This is a genomic window from Cyclobacterium jeungdonense, from assembly GCF_010994275.1.
Classification (GTDB): Bacteria; Bacteroidota; Bacteroidia; order Cytophagales; family Cyclobacteriaceae; genus Cyclobacterium; species Cyclobacterium jeungdonense.
Genome location: NZ_WMCD01000003.1, coordinates 240,903 through 259,349, shown reverse-complemented (window position 1 = coordinate 259,349; position 18,447 = coordinate 240,903). Strand labels below are relative to the sequence as shown.

The 18,447-nt window shown below is 44.5% G+C and carries 13 protein-coding genes; 6 read left to right on the top strand and 7 right to left on the bottom strand.

Translation table 11 applies throughout. The features are described from left to right. Window positions 1-34: 34 nt before the first annotated feature. From porK to GKS34_RS08565, 6 genes are all read right to left on the bottom strand, one after another. Complete coding sequence (gene porK, locus GKS34_RS08590) at window positions 35-1,129, bottom strand: T9SS ring complex lipoprotein PorK/GldK (protein WP_163384575.1); 1,095 nt, start codon at window positions 1,127-1,129, stop codon at window positions 35-37. Between the two features lie 111 nt (window positions 1,130-1,240). Continuing rightward, on the bottom strand, window positions 1,241-2,218 hold the full coding sequence (locus tag GKS34_RS08585) for a PorP/SprF family type IX secretion system membrane protein (RefSeq protein ID WP_163384397.1): 978 nt from the start codon (window positions 2,216-2,218) through the stop codon (window positions 1,241-1,243). Between the two features lie 77 nt (window positions 2,219-2,295). Beyond that, window positions 2,296-3,069, bottom strand: coding sequence for a uroporphyrinogen-III synthase (locus GKS34_RS08580; protein WP_163384396.1), 774 nt, complete (start codon window positions 3,067-3,069; stop codon window positions 2,296-2,298). A gap of 16 nt (window positions 3,070-3,085) precedes the next feature. Then, on the bottom strand, window positions 3,086-4,198 hold the full coding sequence (locus GKS34_RS08575) for a DUF4271 domain-containing protein (RefSeq protein ID WP_163384395.1): 1,113 nt from the start codon (window positions 4,196-4,198) through the stop codon (window positions 3,086-3,088). Beyond that, window positions 4,198-5,937, bottom strand: a complete 1,740-nt coding sequence (locus GKS34_RS08570) for a BamA/TamA family outer membrane protein (RefSeq protein ID WP_240459241.1) — start codon at window positions 5,935-5,937, stop codon at window positions 4,198-4,200. Before GKS34_RS08570 ends, GKS34_RS08575 begins: the two co-directional genes overlap by 1 nt. Further along, window positions 5,931-6,773 carry an SMP-30/gluconolactonase/LRE family protein gene (locus tag GKS34_RS08565; RefSeq protein WP_163384393.1) on the bottom strand — a complete coding sequence of 281 codons (843 nt, stop codon included), beginning with the start codon at window positions 6,771-6,773 and terminating at the stop codon, window positions 5,931-5,933. Before GKS34_RS08565 ends, GKS34_RS08570 begins: the two co-directional genes overlap by 7 nt. A gap of 260 nt (window positions 6,774-7,033) precedes the next feature. Here GKS34_RS08565 and hemW point away from each other — a divergent pair, with 260 nt between their 5' ends. Further along, window positions 7,034-8,158, top strand: coding sequence for a radical SAM family heme chaperone HemW (gene hemW, locus GKS34_RS08560; protein WP_163384392.1), 1,125 nt, complete (start codon window positions 7,034-7,036; stop codon window positions 8,156-8,158). 23 nt (window positions 8,159-8,181) lie between these two features. Next, window positions 8,182-8,496: a DciA family protein gene (locus GKS34_RS08555; RefSeq protein ID WP_163384391.1), complete on the top strand. Its 315-nt coding sequence runs from the start codon at window positions 8,182-8,184 to the stop codon at window positions 8,494-8,496. Between the two features lie 211 nt (window positions 8,497-8,707). On the opposite strand, the gene GKS34_RS08550 is transcribed toward GKS34_RS08555, so the two are convergent. Continuing rightward, window positions 8,708-10,156 (bottom strand): aldehyde dehydrogenase (NADP(+)), encoded by a 1,449-nt coding sequence (locus tag GKS34_RS08550; RefSeq protein ID WP_163384390.1) that lies wholly within the window; start codon window positions 10,154-10,156, stop codon window positions 8,708-8,710. Between the two features lie 268 nt (window positions 10,157-10,424). Between GKS34_RS08550 and GKS34_RS08545 the strand changes: the two genes are divergently transcribed. From GKS34_RS08545 to GKS34_RS08530, 4 genes are all read left to right on the top strand, one after another. Then, window positions 10,425-10,943, top strand: a complete 519-nt coding sequence (locus GKS34_RS08545) for a GNAT family N-acetyltransferase (protein WP_163384389.1) — start codon at window positions 10,425-10,427, stop codon at window positions 10,941-10,943. A 569-nt stretch (window positions 10,944-11,512) separates the two neighbouring features. Continuing rightward, the gene (locus GKS34_RS08540) at window positions 11,513-14,761 is read left to right on the top strand and encodes a SusC/RagA family TonB-linked outer membrane protein (RefSeq protein ID WP_163384388.1); all 3,249 of its coding nucleotides are present in this window, start codon (window positions 11,513-11,515) and stop codon (window positions 14,759-14,761) included. A 47-nt stretch (window positions 14,762-14,808) separates the two neighbouring features. Beyond that, window positions 14,809-16,830 carry a RagB/SusD family nutrient uptake outer membrane protein gene (locus GKS34_RS08535; RefSeq protein WP_163384387.1) on the top strand — a complete coding sequence of 674 codons (2,022 nt, stop codon included), beginning with the start codon at window positions 14,809-14,811 and terminating at the stop codon, window positions 16,828-16,830. A gap of 98 nt (window positions 16,831-16,928) precedes the next feature. Next, window positions 16,929-18,272 (top strand): Gfo/Idh/MocA family protein, encoded by a 1,344-nt coding sequence (locus tag GKS34_RS08530; protein WP_163384386.1) that lies wholly within the window; start codon window positions 16,929-16,931, stop codon window positions 18,270-18,272. Window positions 18,273-18,447: the final 175 nt, after the last annotated feature.

The following is an 18,447-nucleotide window of genomic DNA, read 5'->3' as shown; positions in this document are numbered from 1 at the left end:
AGGAATCGTTTGAGGTATATGTGATTAAGCTAATTTATCTTCTACTTCTTTTATTGGACTTAACGTCCATGGAACCTGACCTTCCTATATAAGTCATGGCGGTTCGAAAACCAATGTGGGCCGTCTGAACATACTGGTATTCGTAATTTCGGGCACTGGTTTCTAAAAAGTGGGCAACATCTTTCCAGGAGCCTCCTCTAACTACTTTTTTGGTCTCGGTAGTATCTTTGTAGGTTGGATTCATATCCCAAATCAGGGCATTGGCTGCTGGATTGTAGGCATCTTCGACCCATTCCGCTACATTCCCTGACATGTTGTACAATCCAAAACCATTCGGAGCGAAAGCGTCTACTGGCGCTGTGTAGGCAAATCCATCATCGATGTAATTACCCCTTCCGGGTTTGAAATTAGCCATTAGACATCCTCTTCTATTCTTTAGATAGGGACCACCCCAAGGATATTTGGCTATTTCTTTTCCGCCTTTGGCTGCGTACTCCCATTCTGCTTCAAAGGGGAGCCGAAATTTTGGCATGTCAAATTCAGATTCGTCATTGGCGTTCATGTGATAGGACTTCCATTCACAAAATTGCTTGGCCTGATCCCAGCTGATTCCTACTACGGGATAATCATCAAAGGCAGGGTGATCAAAGTAATACTCCATCAGTGGATCACCATAGTGATGAGTAAAACTAGTCGACCAAACCGTAGTATCCGGAAGCAACTCCTCCAATACAAAATCCGGAGCTTCCGCCTGAGTAGTGGGCGTGCCCAGGGCAAGCTCACCCATGCGTACCGCATCTAAAAATTGCCGGTATTTATTATTGGATACTTCGTACTTATCCATGTAAAACTCCGATATTGTTACCTGCTTGTTCATGGAAGACATGCTTAGTGCGATGTCTTCGTCGGCCTGACCCAACCAAAAGGTTCCCGCCTTTACGGGCGCCATTTCATAGGGCAGCGCTTGTTGCCAACCTGAGCGTTTGGGAACACCTGTAACTTCACCTCTTCGGTTGAGTTTTTCACTGGACGTACCTTTGTTTCCAAAAAGTCCACAACCCTGAAGTAATGCCATTATTACCAGACCCGAAATCAGGGTAAAAAAGCGCTGATTCATTTTTTTAAACATAAATGACATTAAATTAACTACATTCATTTTCAACCATTTAAACAAATAACCAATTCGAAATTTAACAGATTTTATCAGAAAAACACAAGGATTTTTTTAATTAAGTTTCAACTAGTCGAATCTAAATCTCGGTGTTCTCTGAATCATCCTTTCTATTTGTTTCGAAACCTGAGGTAAATTGTAGGTTAACATAAACTCATGGGATGAAGGGGACTTTGCTTCCAATCCGCCGACTACCAAATCAAATGCATAACCCAACCGGAGGGAATTATCTCTTAACAGACTGTATCCCAACAACACGGATGCGGACTCCTCACCTCTGTAAGCCAATCCCAAACTTATTTTTTTGTTGTACGTGCCTATAACGCTAAGGTCATAAGAAAAATTATTCAGGGCTATTGATTTTACCAATATACTAGGTTCAACGGTTAATTGAGCAAAAGTGTTTATGCGATACCCCGCTAATACATAATGATGATTTTCCAACCGATTTGCCAGGCTACCATCCCCAAAATCAAATCCCGGCTCATTTAGATTTCTGCTACTCAGTCCCAGGTAAAAACTACCCCTATCGTAGAGCAGGCCTACCGTTAAGTTAGGGCTTCCCTGGTTTTCATTACCAGCAGAGGGAATGGTCGGATCTGGATTAACGGGGAAAAATTCATCGTATCGGATCGTACTGGAAAAAAACCCCCCTGCTGCTCCCATACTCAACACACCCCGACCAATGGGTAGGTGGTAGGCCAGAGAAAGATTTACCTCCTGATTGGTGAAAGGGCCAATGGCATCGTTTACCGCTACCAACCCAAACCCTACCGGAATGTTTTTGAACCGTCCGGAGGCAGAGAGTAGCTGGGTTGTAGGAGCTCCCCCGGCACCTGTACTGGTCGTATAGTCCAGCCATTGGCTTCGATGGAGGGCGGAAATGCTGTATCCTGCATCTTTTCCTGCAAATCCCGGATTGTAAAAAAGACCATTATACATGTATTGGGTAAACTGTGCATCTTGCTGGCTGAATGCTTGGGAATTAATTCCCAGAATTGCAGCGCCAAAAAACACACATAATAGCAGGTAGAATCTTATGGTCATGTGTAAAAGACATTAGGCAATGGAAAATCTATTCTACACATTTAAACTGACTTTACCTTAAAAAAGATTAAAAGAAATCAGATTTTGTTCGCTTTTTTTATGTATAGCTCCAGCGCACCCGTCATACTGGGAGCATTTGGCAGGGGAGCTTCAATGTCAAGAATTAAGTCCATTTCCTTTACCGCCTGCGCAGTGGTAGGCCCAAAAGCAGCTATTCGGGTATTGCCCTGTTCAAAATCAGGAAAATTTTGAAAAAGAGATTTGATTCCTGAAGGACTGTAAAATGCCAAAATATCATATTTGATGTCTTTCAGGTCTGATAAATCCGCAGCTACCGTGTGATAGATGATTGCCTCTGTAAATTCAATATTGTTTTTGCTTAAAAAGTCTGGAATATCTTCTTTCCGGATATCCGAACAGGGAAACAAGTATTTTTCTGATTTATGTTTTTTAAAGTAATCAAATAGGTCGGCGGCAGTCCGGTTTCCCACAAACAATTTCCGCTTCCTGATAACAATGTATTTTTGAAGGTAATGGGCAGTCTGTTCTGAAATACAAAAGTATTTCATATCGGCAGGCATTTCGATCTTTAACTCCTGACAAATCCCAAAAAAATGATCGATGGCATTTCTGCTGGTAAAGATTACCGCAGTATGCTTTAATATTTCAATTTTTTGCTTTCTGAAATCCTTGATAGAAACCGGTTCTACCTGGATGAAAGGCCTGAAATCAATTTTGATTTTGTATTTCTCAGCTAATTGAAAATAAGGCGACCGTTCATCAGCGGGTTTCGGCTGCGATACCAAAATGCTTCTAACCCGGTTTAATCTGTCTTTTGTTGATTGCGTCATTTTACATTTATTTCCTTTACCCTAGGAGCAATTTACAAATCACCAAAAAGGGGATTAATTCAGAGGTGCAAAGGTAAGAAAATAAATGATAATTATTAAAACCATTTTTTTTGTACATCCAGATGGATAACCCCATAATTCCCAGGGTATACACTCCTAGAAAAGAATAATAAAGGATTTCGAGGTCTATCGCTCCAGGTATCAAATGGTTGGCATAGAATACAACCGTCAGCCCCAGAACCATCAACAAACCAAATCCGCTAACTTTCAGCAAATAGAAAAAATGAGGAAGTGCCACCTTGTGTAAATCAAAAATAAACGTATGCATTCCCAACCACAGAAACTTAAAAAAAGTAAGCAGGGTCAACACCAGGCTTATCACCAGCCATAGATAAATCATCGTCCTTATGTCCTTTTCGAAAAGAAGCCCAAACAACTCTATTTCAAATAAATGAATACCCAGTAGCGTCATCAGCCCAACTCCAAGATTTATAACAATCAAATAGAAAAGCAATTCAGCAGAGTAGATTTTTGAAAAACTTACCGATTCCCAAAGGTCATCAAAAGCAAAAATTCCAGCAGGGTTCCAGAAAATGCCGAAAATGGAAGGAAATAACAGCCTGAAAAGTGCTATAAAAAACAACAATACCACTATGGCAATAAAAAAAAACTCCCTCACTTCATCTTTCTCTCTTTTACTTAGCTGCCTGTCTGAGGTCCTGGGTATTTCCGCTGGGGAACCAAAAAACCCTTTTTTGACGGAAAATTCACCAAGGTCAATTCCCTGCTTTCGGGCAGTAATTTTCACCTTTCCATTGGAGTCAGAGCTTGATTCCAACACATTGCTCTCAAAAAATAGCAGCGTATCCCTATCGGCTATCATCCATAATTCTTCTCCAATGAATAATCCGGCTTCACTTGGAACAGCAATTCTCCATGTAGCTGCCGGAAAGGAACTCGGTTCTACCCATACAAAAGCTGCTTCGTTTGGGGCCAGACTAAATCCCTGTTTTTGAAGCTGGATATCCGGATCATAGTTGAGTAATACCTGGGCGGTCCCAAGGGTCGCCCTTCCCTGAAAAATGCAGAGAAAAACCAACACTAAAAATAACTGAAAGCTTCTTTTCATTAAAAACGACCGGTAAAACCAAAATGGATCCTTGAGTACGAAAAACCTATAGGTTGATTGGAGGCCTCGCCCAAAGCGTAAACGAAAGTAAAGATACCCCCGTTGGTTTCCAAACTTAATCCTCCGCCAAAGGCTACTGGCCATTCCGTCGGTCGCTTTGTGACCCTGTTTTCCAACATCCCCAGGTCCGAAAACAATAAAAAATAAGATTCATCGCTGATATAATACCGGGGCTCTATCGTGAAATAAAGATAGCGGCTGGCAAAGAAATAGTTTTCGTTAAACCCCCGAATGCTTTGCAAGCCTCCTAAACGGAATAAATCATTCAAAAATAAGTTGGAATTGTACATTTCCCCACCATTCGCCGCCAATTTGGTGCTTAATTTCCGCTGCCACTGTATATACCTTTCCACATTTCCCTGAAGGTAATACTGGATGGTATTTTTTTTCGCATCTTCGTACAGGGCCTGCGGTAATGCGGTGTTTTCTACCAGTCTTTTATTTCCTATCCCAGCCATAAACGAACCCCTCCATCCACTTTTTGGCATCAAAATATCGTCTACATCATTGAAATCAATGGTAGCACCGTAATTATTAAATCGGAAATCGGCAATATCGGGTAGTTCACTCGCTGCTTCATACCTGCTTACATCCAATAAATCCCCGGCCTCCCTTTTGCCGAAAAAACTCAGGTAGGTTTTTGGAGCTAGTTGTAAGCCGATTTTTACGTTAAATTCCCGATTTAAAAAGGTCGTGTCTTCTTTCAAGAAGGAAAAAGCCAGGCCCAGGTCCAATTGAGAACCAAGAACAAAAGGCTCTTTGGCCTCGACTCTCAGGTTTTGCGAATACTGGCTGAGTCGCTGCCAGTTTAGCAAATAGTCCCTTCCTTTACCGGAAACATTGTACAACTGCACATCAAATTGGCCGGTTACCAACCATTTATTCGCCTCTACCTCGTTTGGAAGCAGGCCTATAATTCCATCCAGTGTGTTAATTTTTCGGTCGTTTACGGGTAAGTAAACGGTCGCCTCTTCGTTTTGAAAGGAGAGTTCGGGACTGCCATCTAATCGGATATAAGGGATATTCCCAAGCACGACCAAGGCCTGGTCCAGCTTTTTTTGCGAAAAAGGTTCTCCAGGTAGCAGTTTTAATTTTCTGGCCAGGTAAATCGACTGGGTTCTGGAATCCCCCGTAATCTGGAGGGTGTCAAATGCAATCCAGGGTCCCTTTTTTACTTTAATACGCGCCCCCACCTGGTTTTCACTTACCGTCAGGCTGTCCAGATTTACAGCAATAAAAGGATAGCCCTGATTTTGCCCTGCCTCCAAAACTTGCCCAATGAGCTGACTTACGTCTCCAAACCTGAAAGGCTGCTCCTGAAAACGAATCCGGCCAAAACCAGATTTACCCAGCATCCAGGGTTCCAGATTCCCTTCTTCCAGATACAGCCAATCAAATTGCGGGCCGGTCTCTACCAGAAGGCGAACGTTTCTTTCATTTAAAAAAACCAGGCTGTCTTCCACATTCAGGTATCCTTGCCATTGCAGGGAATCGGTCAGCCTGTTTGTAAGTTGGTAAATGGCCAAACTATCAGGCAATTCGAATTCCGAATTTTGTAACGACCGCCCATTATCCGAAATTTCCAGTGTCAGCTTATAGTTTGTATGCTGAGCCTGCACCGAAAGAACAAGTCCCGTTAGCAAATAATAAAAAAACAGCGCATTAAAGCGTTTTACCAAACGCCTCTTACCTTCATGGGAAAGGTGTAAACCGCATCCATTGCTGTGATAAACAAGGTTTTTCTGTCTCCTGCACCAAAACATACATTTGCCGTCCAATTTGCATCTATGGGAATGTGCCCGATTTGATCCCCCTTGCTGTTAAAAATAGTTACTCCCTTTCCTGTCAGGTATAGGTTTCCTCTATTATCGATGGTCATCCCATCGGAACCCATTTCCACAAACAACTGTCTGTTGGTAAGGTATCCGTCTTCTTCAATATCGTAAACATAGGTTTTATCATCACCAATATCTGCGACATATAGCTTTTTCCCATCCGGAGTTCCTACCAAACCGTTGGGTTTCACCAGGTTTTCATCCACCCTGAAAAACTGTAACCCATCCGCACTCAGGTAGTACAGGTGCTGCCCATCCTGCTGCATTTCTGGATCTCTATCCCAATAGTCCCTGGCATACAAAGGGTCCGTCAGGTAAATGCCGCCTTGAGGGCGAATCCATAAATCGTTGGGACCATTTAATTTATTGCCTTTAAAATTTTCCAGAAGCACCTCGTGATTTCCGTCCATATCAAAGGACCACAACTCGTTTTCCTTATCAGCACAGGCTATCAAGTCTCCCTGACGGTTAAAATACAATCCGTTTGACCTCCCGGCCTCATCCGAAAACACTGATATTTCACCTGTAGAAAATTTCCACTTGTAAATTTTATTGTTTGGCTGGTCCGTAAAATAGACATTCCCTTCCCTATCCACGGCGGGTCCTTCCGTAAAACTGTAGCCCTCTCCCACTTTTTTTACCTGCGCGTCCTTGGATACAAGACTCTTTTTTATGTCCATTTGAGCGAGAGCTATTTGGACCGTCAGTAGGAAAATAAATGAAAGCAGAAAGGTTATTTTGGACGAATTCGTTTTTATCAACATGGGGTTGTTTTTTCTATTAGAGTCAAAAATAAGTCAATTCTTTGCAAAAACTAAAACCGGGTCCGAAGAATCTTTAGCTTTGTACCTGGAATTGGATCCATTATGCCAAAAAGGTAACACAAATCTTTGAATTCGTATCGGTCCAAAACTTTACCTTTATTCATACCACAATACGCATGGCTGGCATTTACATTCACATCCCCTTTTGCCTACAGGCCTGTCATTACTGTGACTTTCACTTCAGCACCAACCTTGCAAGTTCCTCCGTATTGGTAAATGAACTTTGCCGGGAGCTGGTACTGAGAAAATCCTACCTGCCAGAAAACAGCCCAATTGTTTCCCTTTACTTTGGGGGAGGGACGCCCTCTATTTTACCTGCTATAGAGATTCAAAAGATTTTGCAAACCGTGCAGGAAAATTATGACTGCCAGCTGCAGGAAGTCACCCTGGAGGCCAATCCCGATGATTTGGAAGAAAAAAAGCTGGAAGCCTATTTAAAATTGGGGATAAACCGACTTAGTATCGGTATTCAGAGTTTTAACGATGAAGTACTTCGCTTTTACAACCGCTCACACAATGCCGTTCAATCCCTTGCCGCCCTTCAAAAAGCCCGATCCGCAGGGTTCAAAACGTTAACCATGGACTTAATATATGGATACCCTCACCCTGATCATTCCATTTGGCAGCAGGACCTGGCACAGACCCTGAAGCTAAACCCGGACCACATCAGCGCCTATTGCTTGACCATAGAACCAAATACAGCCCTGGGTGTCTGGGAAAAAAGGGGGGAATTTGATGCTGCTTCTGAAGATTTCCAGGCCGAGCAATTTGAAACCCTACAGCAAACCCTGACTCCGGCAGGGTATGTTCAATATGAAATTTCCAATTTTGCCAAAGACAATGCCTTTTCCCTCCACAACAGCAACTATTGGAAGGGCGTACCTTACCTAGGCATAGGCCCAGCCGCCCACTCCTTCGACGGGCTGGACCGGGGATATAATGTAGCCAATAACGCCCGGTACATCAAGCTACTGCAAAACAAACAGCTCCCTTTTCAGGAGACCAAATTATCAAAAGAAGACCGCATCAACGAATACCTGCTTACCTCCCTTAGAACCATTTGGGGTGCAAAGACCGCTTACCTGATGGACAAGTACGATTGGGATATCCTTTCCGAAAGGAAAACGGAGTTGAAAAATTTCCAATCGCAGGGATTGATCCTTTTGGATAAGGATACCATTGCCCTGAGCGACCGGGGAAAATTACTGGCTGATTACCTGGCTTCAAAGTTATTTATCTGAAGGTTTCCCCTTACCTTTATCCCATGAAGAAATATCCGACAGGAAGCCAGCGAACCAATACTACCGCTCCACTGAAAGAAGTGTTCGAGGAGCTCCTGGAGGCCTATCGCCTTAAGGATACCTTCTCAGAGAAAACGGTGATTCAGGAATGGGAACAGCTAATGGGCAAAACGGTGGCCTCTCGAACACAAAACCTTTCGATCAGGCAAAAAGTACTGTATGCCAAAATCAGTTCCGGACCGCTGAAAAAAGAGATGATGATGAACAAATCAAAAATCCTCCTTCTGATAGAAGATAAATATGGAAAAGGGGTGGTAAAGGACGTAGTATTTCTGTAAAGCCTAATCCAGCCTGGATGGAAATCCACTTTCCTTTACGTATGATAATTCTAAATCGCATTGCCCCGACCTCGCATCTCGTTGCGCACGTCGCGCGAATCCCATCCAATTCTGTAATCTTGCGTTCGACTAGGGAAAATTAAAAATCGGTAAGCCTATCCGGCTCCTTTCGTGAACCGGATAGTTGTAATTTATAACAGCTCCTCTGGTCTTACGCTTCCCATTTCTCATCCACCTTTCTCAGGATCCCAAGGGGATTTTCGTCCTTCAAGGCTTCTGGCAACAGCTGTTCGGGCATGTCCTGATAGGCCACCGGCCTGGCAAATCGATTGATGGCGTGGGTACCTACCGAAGTACTCCTGCTGTCGGTGGTAGAGGGATAGGGGCCTCCATGCTGCATGGCGTGTCCCACTTCTACTCCGGTTGGAACTCCCTTAAATAATACCCTGCCACACTTTTCTTCCAACAGGCTGAGAAAAGGACGATTATTTTCAAGTTCGTCCACTTCAGCCCAAACCGTACAGGTTAGCTGGCCTTTCAGCTTCTCAGCTAACTCCTTTAACTGGGCTTCATCCTCATAGATCACCATGATCCCAAAAGGTCCAAAAACTTCGTCCTGAAAGGCTTCATTTTCGAGCCAGTCCTTTGCTTTCACCTTCGCAAGGGCAGCATTTCCGGTCAGCAATTCGGATGGCTTTGAAGAGAGTAACCAGGTCAGTTCTTTGGATTGAGATAGCGTTTCCAGTGCCTGATAATAGCTATGGCATATCCCTTCATGCAGCATGGCAGCACCACTCACTTCCTTCAAGTGGCTTAAAACTGCTTCGGAAAAGGCTTCCTCTTTTGATTTAGGAATAAAAATGAGGCCCGGATTCGTACAAAACTGACCTACGCCTAAAGTTAATGACCCTGAGAAGGCTGAGGCAGCGGACTCCAGTTCGTTAGAAAGGTAACCTTCAAAGGCAACGATTGGATTCACACTACCCATTTCTGCAAAAACGGGAATGGGATTCTCTCTGGCATTGCAGGCGTCAAAAAGGGCTTTGCCTCCCCGAAAGGATCCGGTAAAGGCAACGGCTTTTGCCAGGGGATGGACTGCCAGTTGCTGGCCTGTGTCTATTCCCCCTTCTACCTGTTGAAACGTTCCTTTAGGTAATCCGCTGATTCTTACGGCATTTTTTATGGCCTCAGTCACCATACGGGAAGTTTCCGGATGGGCTGGGTGTGCTTTGTAAATAACCGGACAGCCTGCAGCCAATGCAGATACGGTATCCCCGCCGGCCGTAGAAAACGCCAAAGGGAAATTGCTCGCTCCAAATACCACCACCGGACCTAACGGCTTCAACATCCGGCGTATATCTGGCTTGGGCGCCGGTTTTCTCTCCGGATCTGCCCGATCGATGGTGGCCTCTACCCAACTTCCTTCCGCTACCAGCTGTGAGAATAGCCTGATCTGACCCAAGGTTCTGCCCAGCTCTCCGGTAATCCGGCCTTCCGGTAAGTGGGACTCCCTGGCAGCAGTAGGAATCAAATCATCACGAATTCCATCTATCTGTTTGGCCATTTCCTCCAGGAAATCGGCCATTTTATTTTTCTTAATGGATTTTAAAATCAAAAATGCCTGCTGGGCATCCTGAAAATTGACATCAATCTGACTCATCTTATTTTATGGGTTTAATTGGTTGATTCATTTAAAAAGGTGCTGTCGCACAGCAAAAAACCACTCTGTATGAATAGCTCAAGTTACAGGTTATTCATGGCAGAAGCAACAAAATCGTATAGAATGCACTTTGCATTTCCACTCATGCCTATTGTACATTATTCCTTTCAGCCTATTAACTTTTGATTTTCTACGCTTCCTATGGTAAATTTAGACCGGTTTAGGTAATGCAAACCTATTTTAATAAACCACTAACACTCTTGCTGCTATGAATTTTCCTGCTCCTTCCGATTTTGAAGGCGTTCGCTTTTCAAACCATCTTGAAGCCGGCGATATCGGTAGTATTATCGCTTTACACGGTAAACTCTATTTCGAAGAATATGGGTTTGGTCTGGGATTCGAAAAATACGTCGCCAGGACCTTTGCCGATTTTGTCTGCCAGTTTCAGAAAGGCAAAGATGAGATCTGGCTCGCAAAAGAAAACCAACAAGTAAAAGGGTGTATCGCGCTGGTTCATCGAGGAGCCCGGGAAGGACAGCTAAGGTACTTTATTACCAGCATAGATTACCGAAAAAAAGGATTGGGAAGATTTCTTTTCGGCCTGTTTATGAACCATGTCCGGGCTAGTGGCTATTCTCAAATCTATCTGTGGACTACTTCTAATCTAAAAGCGGCAGCACATCTTTACCTACAGGAAGGATTTTACATTACTGAGGAAAGGCAATCCGAAACCTTTGGTATACCTCTGTTAGAACAAAAATACAGTTGGAAAGATCTCAGACGATGAAGCAACCAACGCCAACTTCCATTCAGAATACACCAATCTTGTTGTTTTGCCTAAACAGGCAAGCAGCGTCTTAACGAAAGCCTTTTCAATATTTGAAATGGAAAACTCTCCGCATGAAAATCAAAAGACAAAAATTTGGTCTCATGTTTTTATGACCTATCTTTTTAATTTATTTAAAATTATTTTTGCGAAATAATCTTTTACCGAAATGGATTTTACTTGTTAAAATTCTTATTTTTAAAATTAGACTATTGATTTTTTAAAAAAAAACGAAATAATTTTCTTGCCCAATCTTTTTTCTCTATAATTAGATCTCAAAGAAAATGAATAAAGGAAAAATTACGATTTAAACGGTTGATTCCGTTAGCATTTACCTTGTGAGTGCAATCGATTCCATAAAGCATAATTCTTCCTTTCTAGAGTCAAGAAATTTGGTCCATTTGTTGACCAATGCACTAAAATGAAAGTATAGATAAGCCAAAATAGACATGCCTATGTAAAACACCACGAAAAGTTTGGTAATTAACTTCGATAATTACCCATCCAATTAATTTAACCCAAAAATTATTATGAAAAGAAAATTACCCAATAGCCGGCTGGTGATGTCCAAATCTTCAGTAGCGGCGACACTGTTCTTTTTGTTAAGCACGGGTCTGATGGCTTCGCAAAACAAACTGGACAGAAGGCTCAAGAACCTAGCAAATGACCTGCCTGTATTGGCAGCAAATACGAATCTTACATCAGCACCTGTTATCACTCCCTTTGATGTAACCGTGTCTGGAACAGTCACGGATTCAAATGGAGAACCGATACCTGGCGCCACCGTATCCGTTCCGGGTACTTCTATAGGTACTGCCACTGATATCGACGGAAAATACAGCATCACCATTCCGGATGATGCATCTCTTGTGTTTTCATTTATTGGCTTCGAGAGCCAGACGATTCAAGTTAACAACCAATCGACCATTGACGTGACGCTTGAGGAAAGCACCCAGGCCCTGGATGAAGTCGTGGTAGTGGGGTATGGTACCCAAAAGAAAAAGGACCTTACCGGTGCCGTGGTAAACGTGCAGGCCGAAGAAGTGATGAAGTACAAACCGACTAGTGTTTCAGAAATTCTGCGAACAACGGTTCCCGGCCTGAGCGTAGGGTACGCGACCAATGCCCGTAACGTACCTGACTTCAACGTGCGAGGCGATAACTCCATGAAAGCGGATGATGGTGATGAACGAGCCGCCAATAGGCCGTTGATTGTTTTGGATGGCGTGATTTTCCAGGGCGACCTGGCTGAAATCAACCCAAATACCATCGCAAGCGTGGACGTACTGAAGGATGCCAGCGCAGCCGCCGTTTACGGTTCACAAGCTACCAATGGTGTGGTTATTTTCACAACTAAAAGAGGTTCTTATGGAAAGCCACAGATTACAGTTAGCTCAAGAGTGGGGATAATTACCGGAGCCAGACGGCAGCAAACCTATAAGGGAGGAGAAGAAGTCCTGGGATGGTTGACGGACATGAACGAAACCATTACGAACTCCATCACCGACCCCTGGACCCGATTCAGAGATTACAACGATATAGATCCTCAGTATCAGGACGATTGGTTGGCGGCTAACGGTATCCCAGGCGAAACAGATCCCGAAGCCATCCGAATGGCCCGGGTAAACAACTTCGGTTTCTGGGATATCGAATTGGAAAACTACCGAAACGGTGTCACTTATGACTGGCAGGACTTTTTGTTCCACACCGGTGTGAGACAGGATTACGATATCAGTGTTTCCGGACGAAACGAGCGGGTTTCTTACTATTATTCCTTAGGATATAGCGATAGGGAATCGGTTCAATTAGGCGAAACCTTTGAAACCATTACTTCCCGATTAAACTTGGACGTAAACCTGGGTGAATTTATCAGCATTGGTACCAACACTCAGTTTACCTTTCAGGACGAAGGGCAAGAAGCGATTGATAATGGCGGCTACCGGGTGTATTCGCCTTATGATCAGCCTTGGGCGAATGGGGAGCCCAGAATCCGGGAAAATCTAAACGATCAGGCAGCTGGCTCCAATATCAGCAACCCCTATCAGGATCCCGCCTGGAACACGAGGAGCCATACTCGCTTTATGATCAACCCGACCCTCTATGCCCAAGTGACTCTTCCTTATGGATTTAGTTTACGCACGGATTATACCCCTAGGTTTGATGTGCGAAAAAGGTTTGATTTTGATGAAAATGGAAATCCCCAACGTGCGGTAGATAGAGCTGAAAGAAGGTACAACGATTCTTTCAGGTGGCAATCCAATACCATCCTGAATTGGGATAAGGCGTTTGGTGAACATCGCTTAAGCTTTACTGGACTATATAATACCGAAAAAAATCAATTCTGGGAAACCAGAGCAATAACCAATAATTTCTCGCCAACGGCAGGTCTGGGTTACCATGCGGTACAACTGGGATTGAATCCTACCATGTCTTCCTATGATGAGGTGAATTCCAGAACCGGCCTGATGGGCAGGATCAACTATGCATTTGGAGACCGGTATAATTTTTCTGCTTCTTTGAGAAGAGATGGTTTTTCTCGGTTTGGAATTGAGAATATATTTGGCAACTTCCCTTCCGTATCCGCCGCCTGGACCATTACTAATGAAGATTTCATGCCCCAGGGTGCAGCCCTTAGCTATTTGAAATTACGTTTAAGCTATGGGGTGAACGGCAACAGTAGCGGACTGGAAGATTACAACGCCTATGCCCAACTGAGCAATAGCCTTTACTTGAATTACGATGGTGGCTATTTTGCCGCTCCACGCACCGAGATTACGCGAATTGCCAATCCCTTTCTTTCCTGGGAGCGAAATGCTTCCTTTAACATCGGAATTGACTATGGGTTTTTCAACGACCGCGTAAGTGGATCGCTGGATATGTATCAGTCCGAAACGCGTGACCTGCTACTCGACCAGAAGTTACCGGATTTGACAGGATTTGGATCCGTAAAAACCAATGTGGGTAACCTGCAAAACAGGGGTTTTGATTTGGGAATCCGCTCGATCAATATTTCCAGAGCAGATTTTGTTTGGACCAGTAACTTCAACGTGACCTATGCGGTCAATAAAATCACAACACTGGGCAACGCTCCCATAGCGATGACGGATTCGCAAGGAAATCTCGTGCAAAGAGAGCCCGATGACTTGCAGAATGGCTGGTTTATTGGTGAAAACAAAGACATTATCTGGGACTGGGATTTGGATGGCGTGTACCAAATGGACGAAGCGGACGAAGCAGCAGAATACGGATTATTCCCTGGCGATTTCCGTTTCGTGGACCAGGATGGAGATGGAGATATCGACATTGATGACAAAGTGTTTCTTGGCTTGAGACAAAACCCCTGGTACATTACTTTCCGAAATGATTTTGAGTGGAAAGGATTCGATTTGGGATTGGTCTTCCTTGGTAAATTTGGCTGGAAAGGTGGTACGAGCGAGCCCTTCAATAATTCGCAACAATACATAAAAAATCACAACTGGTACACCATTCCTTACTGGACGCCTCTTAATGGTCAAAACAATTTTGCCCGAATCAACTCCATCAACTTGGGCGGTGGGGATAAATGGCTGAACCGCGATTACATACGTTTACAAAACGTTTCTGTGGGATACAACTTCCCTGCCGGAATTCTGGACAGAATAAAGGCTAACCGGCTACGATTGGCCTTGAACATAGAGAATGTGGCTGTATTTACCCCTTGGGAAAGAAGCCTTGGCGACCCTGAGTCCGCTCGAGAAATGCCAAGAACGTACTCGCTCAGTTTGGATTTTACTTTCTAGACATAAAGGTTGAGGAAATTAACTATTAACCTGAAACGAATCAAAAAATGAAAAATATAAATAAAATAAAAGGAATAGGCCTTTCCATACTTCTTCTGGCATCCGTTTCCTGTTCAGAGGAATTCCTGGATCAGAAACCATTGTCTTTTCTGAGTCCGGAAAACACTTACCGGGATGCTGCGGGCTTACAAACCGCATTGGATGCAGGCTTACAGGGAGTAATGTCTCAATGGAACGGAGATACACGGGAGCTGATGTTCAACAGCAACATGAGCGATGCTTCAGTAGTATCCGCTACGGATAAGCCCGATGCCTTCGTGGATTTGCGAACCTATGCCACGCCCACCAATGCACGAAATAATGATGCCGGGCGTGCACGCTCTTTTTATGCGGACAACTACAACCACATCAAGAAAGCCAATACAGTGATCGACTATATCGATTTACCGGAATGGCCGGACGGGGTTAACGATGCGGAAAGGAATCACCTGTTGGGTTCTGCTTATTTCCTGCGTGCCTTTTTCTACATGCAACTCACCATGGATTTTGGTAACGTAGCCTTTCCCTTAAATGTGGTATCGGAAGCGCGCAGGGATTTTAAGGCATTCAACATGCAGGGTATCTGGGACCAAATGATTGTGGATCTGGAATATGCCGTACAACATGTAAAACCTAAAAGCCAATTGCCAATAGGACAGGCTCCCAAGGATGCGGTCCGGATTTTGTTGGCCAAATATTACATGCTAAACGAACGCTTTGCCGATGCCGAGCAACTCATGGACGATGTGATCAATGGTGGGGAATCCCAGCTTTTCACAGATGACATGATCCCCTCCGGCGTTACCCAGGTAGAAGTAGCCAATACCGATAATCCCAATACCGGAAATCCATTACCCGGAAGATCAGGCTATGCACCCGCTGATGCGGTCAATTACCTTCATATGAACGATGGCGCCCAGAAAACCAGCAATCCAGAGGGAATCTGGTTGGTAGTAAACGAACCCTTTATCCTGGGATCACAAGGAAGGTCCGCTAGGGTTCGTGCCTGGGGACCCAATTTCGTCAGTACCAATCTGGGGGTATGGGAACCAGGTACCACGCGGATCGGAACAGACGTACAGCAGTCTACCAGCGATGAACGGGGCCGAATGATGAAAAAATGGGGTAGAGGTCAGGGATTTGCCCGTCCGACTAACTATTCTCAGTACGAAATCTGGAATTTCAAGGGAACGTTTGACGAGCAGGATTACCGACACAAGGACCTAAACTGGTTTGAAATGGAAGATGTATTGTATGACAATCCTTCCCTTCAAGACGATGGAAGTCCCTATTACATGCAACCGCTACGTTTGTATGATGATAATGGCAACCTGACTTGTTTGGATACCATCCGTTGTTGGTATGGATATCCCCGATACAAGTTCTACTCAGTCAATTTAGAATCACGTCCTGACAGACAGGATGGTGGTAAAATGGACATGTACATCATGCGTATCGCAGAAGCCTACCTGGTACGTGCCGAAGCCCGGTTCTGGCAGGATAATCTTGCCGGCGCAGCCGAAGACATCAATACCATCCGCCAGCGAGCAAATGCCATCCATATGTATACGATCGCCGATATGCAAACCGAAGGTATCGGAGCGGTTCTGGATGAGCGAAATAGAGAGTTATTCGGTGAAGAATACCGGCACGATGAACTCGTCAGAATCTCTGTGATTCTGGCCAAAACCGGTAAAATGGCGTATAACGGTAAAACGTACTCCATCTCCGGTGACGACATCGAAGAGTCGCTGTCTGCCGACAGTTTCTACTATGACCGCATGATGGAGAAGAACAATTTCTTCCGAGATGAGGTACCATGGGCAACGTATAATACCACCAAGTATACCATGGATCCCAAACACATTTTCTGGCCGGTATACCAGCCCTACCTCGTAGGAAATGTAGAGGCTACGCTGAATCAGACTACCGGCTACAATGGTGCAGAAGATAACATTGTACCTTTAACACACGTGGTGCAACCTGCCGGCATGTCCAACGAAGACCCCATGCGGGCCATCGGAGAGTAATGCCGATCATATAAAAAATTCACCCGGAGGCATGTGCAGTCGGGTGAATTTTTTAATTTACACGGATAATTTAATTATAAACTCAAATACAGCCTATTATGAATAATGAATCGTCCAGACGGACATTTCTGAAAAAATCCGCTATCGCAAGTTCTGCGGCCTTCGTTGCCCCCACCATACTTTCATCAAACGTATTTGGCGCCAATGACCGTGTCAATGCAGCAGTATTAGGAGTAAACGGAAGGGGCAAAAACCACATTCAAAGTCTCATGAACCAGGAAAACGTTCAGGTAACCACCCTTTGTGACCCGGATATGGACCTGCTAATCGAGCGGCAAAAAAGTTTCAAGGATACTTATAATAAAGACGTCGCACTGGTACAAGACATGCGAAGGGTGTTCGACGATCCGGATATTGACGTGATCAGTATCGCTGCGCCTAATCACTGGCATGCTTTGGCCACTATCTGGGCTTGCCAGGCAGGAAAAGACGTATATGTAGAAAAACCCGGCTCCCACAATATATGGGAAGGTAGGAAAATGGTTGAAGCAGCCCATAAATACGATCGCGTAGTTCAGCATGGCGTTCAGCTACGAAGCTCCCCCGCCATCCAGGAAGCAGTTCAATTAATGCGGGACGGATATATTGGAAATGTGTATATGGCTCGTGGGATTGTATTTCGTTGGAGACCCAGCATAGGAGACAAAGGATTCTCCCCAGTTCCCGATGGCCTCGATTACGACTTGTGGACCGGTCCGGCTCCCAAGCAGCCATTTACCCGAAACCTGGTACATTACAACTGGCATTGGCATTGGGATTATGGCAATGGCGATGTGGGCAATCAGGGTATCCATGAAACGGATTTATGCATGTGGGGACTGGACGTGGGGCTACCTACCAAAATCACTTCTATGGGAGGTAAGTTCCTGTGGGACGATGCCAAAGAAGTTCCTGAAGTGCTCACTTCTGTATACAACTACCCGGAAGAGAACAAAATCATCCAGTTTGAAGTAAGGCCTTGGTGTACCAATGAAGAAGGTGGTGCGACAGTGGGTAATATTTTCTACGGAGACAAGGGGTATATTGTCGTGGATGGATATGACAAATACAAATCGTTCCTTGGTAGGGATCGAACTCCAGGGAAATCCGGATCTGATGGAGGAGAATCCGGAACCGGTATGGACCGAGGAGCAGGAGGAACCGACGGGCACTTTGCCAATTTTATTGAGGCAGTAAGAAAGCACGACCGATCCATCCTCAACGGACCGGTAGAGACGGCGCATCTGTCCTCCGGTTTGGCCCACTTGGGAAACATTGCTTACAAGCTGGAACGCGTGCTTACATTCAATCCACAATCAGAGATGTTTGTGAACGATCCAGAAGCCGATAAGATGCTGACCCGGAATTATCGCGAAGGCTTTGAAGTTCCCAGCCAAGTCTGAGTGGCGAGGCGGAAGCTAACAAACACTTTCGGGAGATAGCTAAAATAAACCTGTCTGGATACATGCATCCGACAGGTTTATTTTTCCACCTTGTAATAACAAACTAATTATAAAAGTCCAAATGTAAATTTCGATATGAAATCGAGCATGACGAAAACGTCACACAGTGGGATGA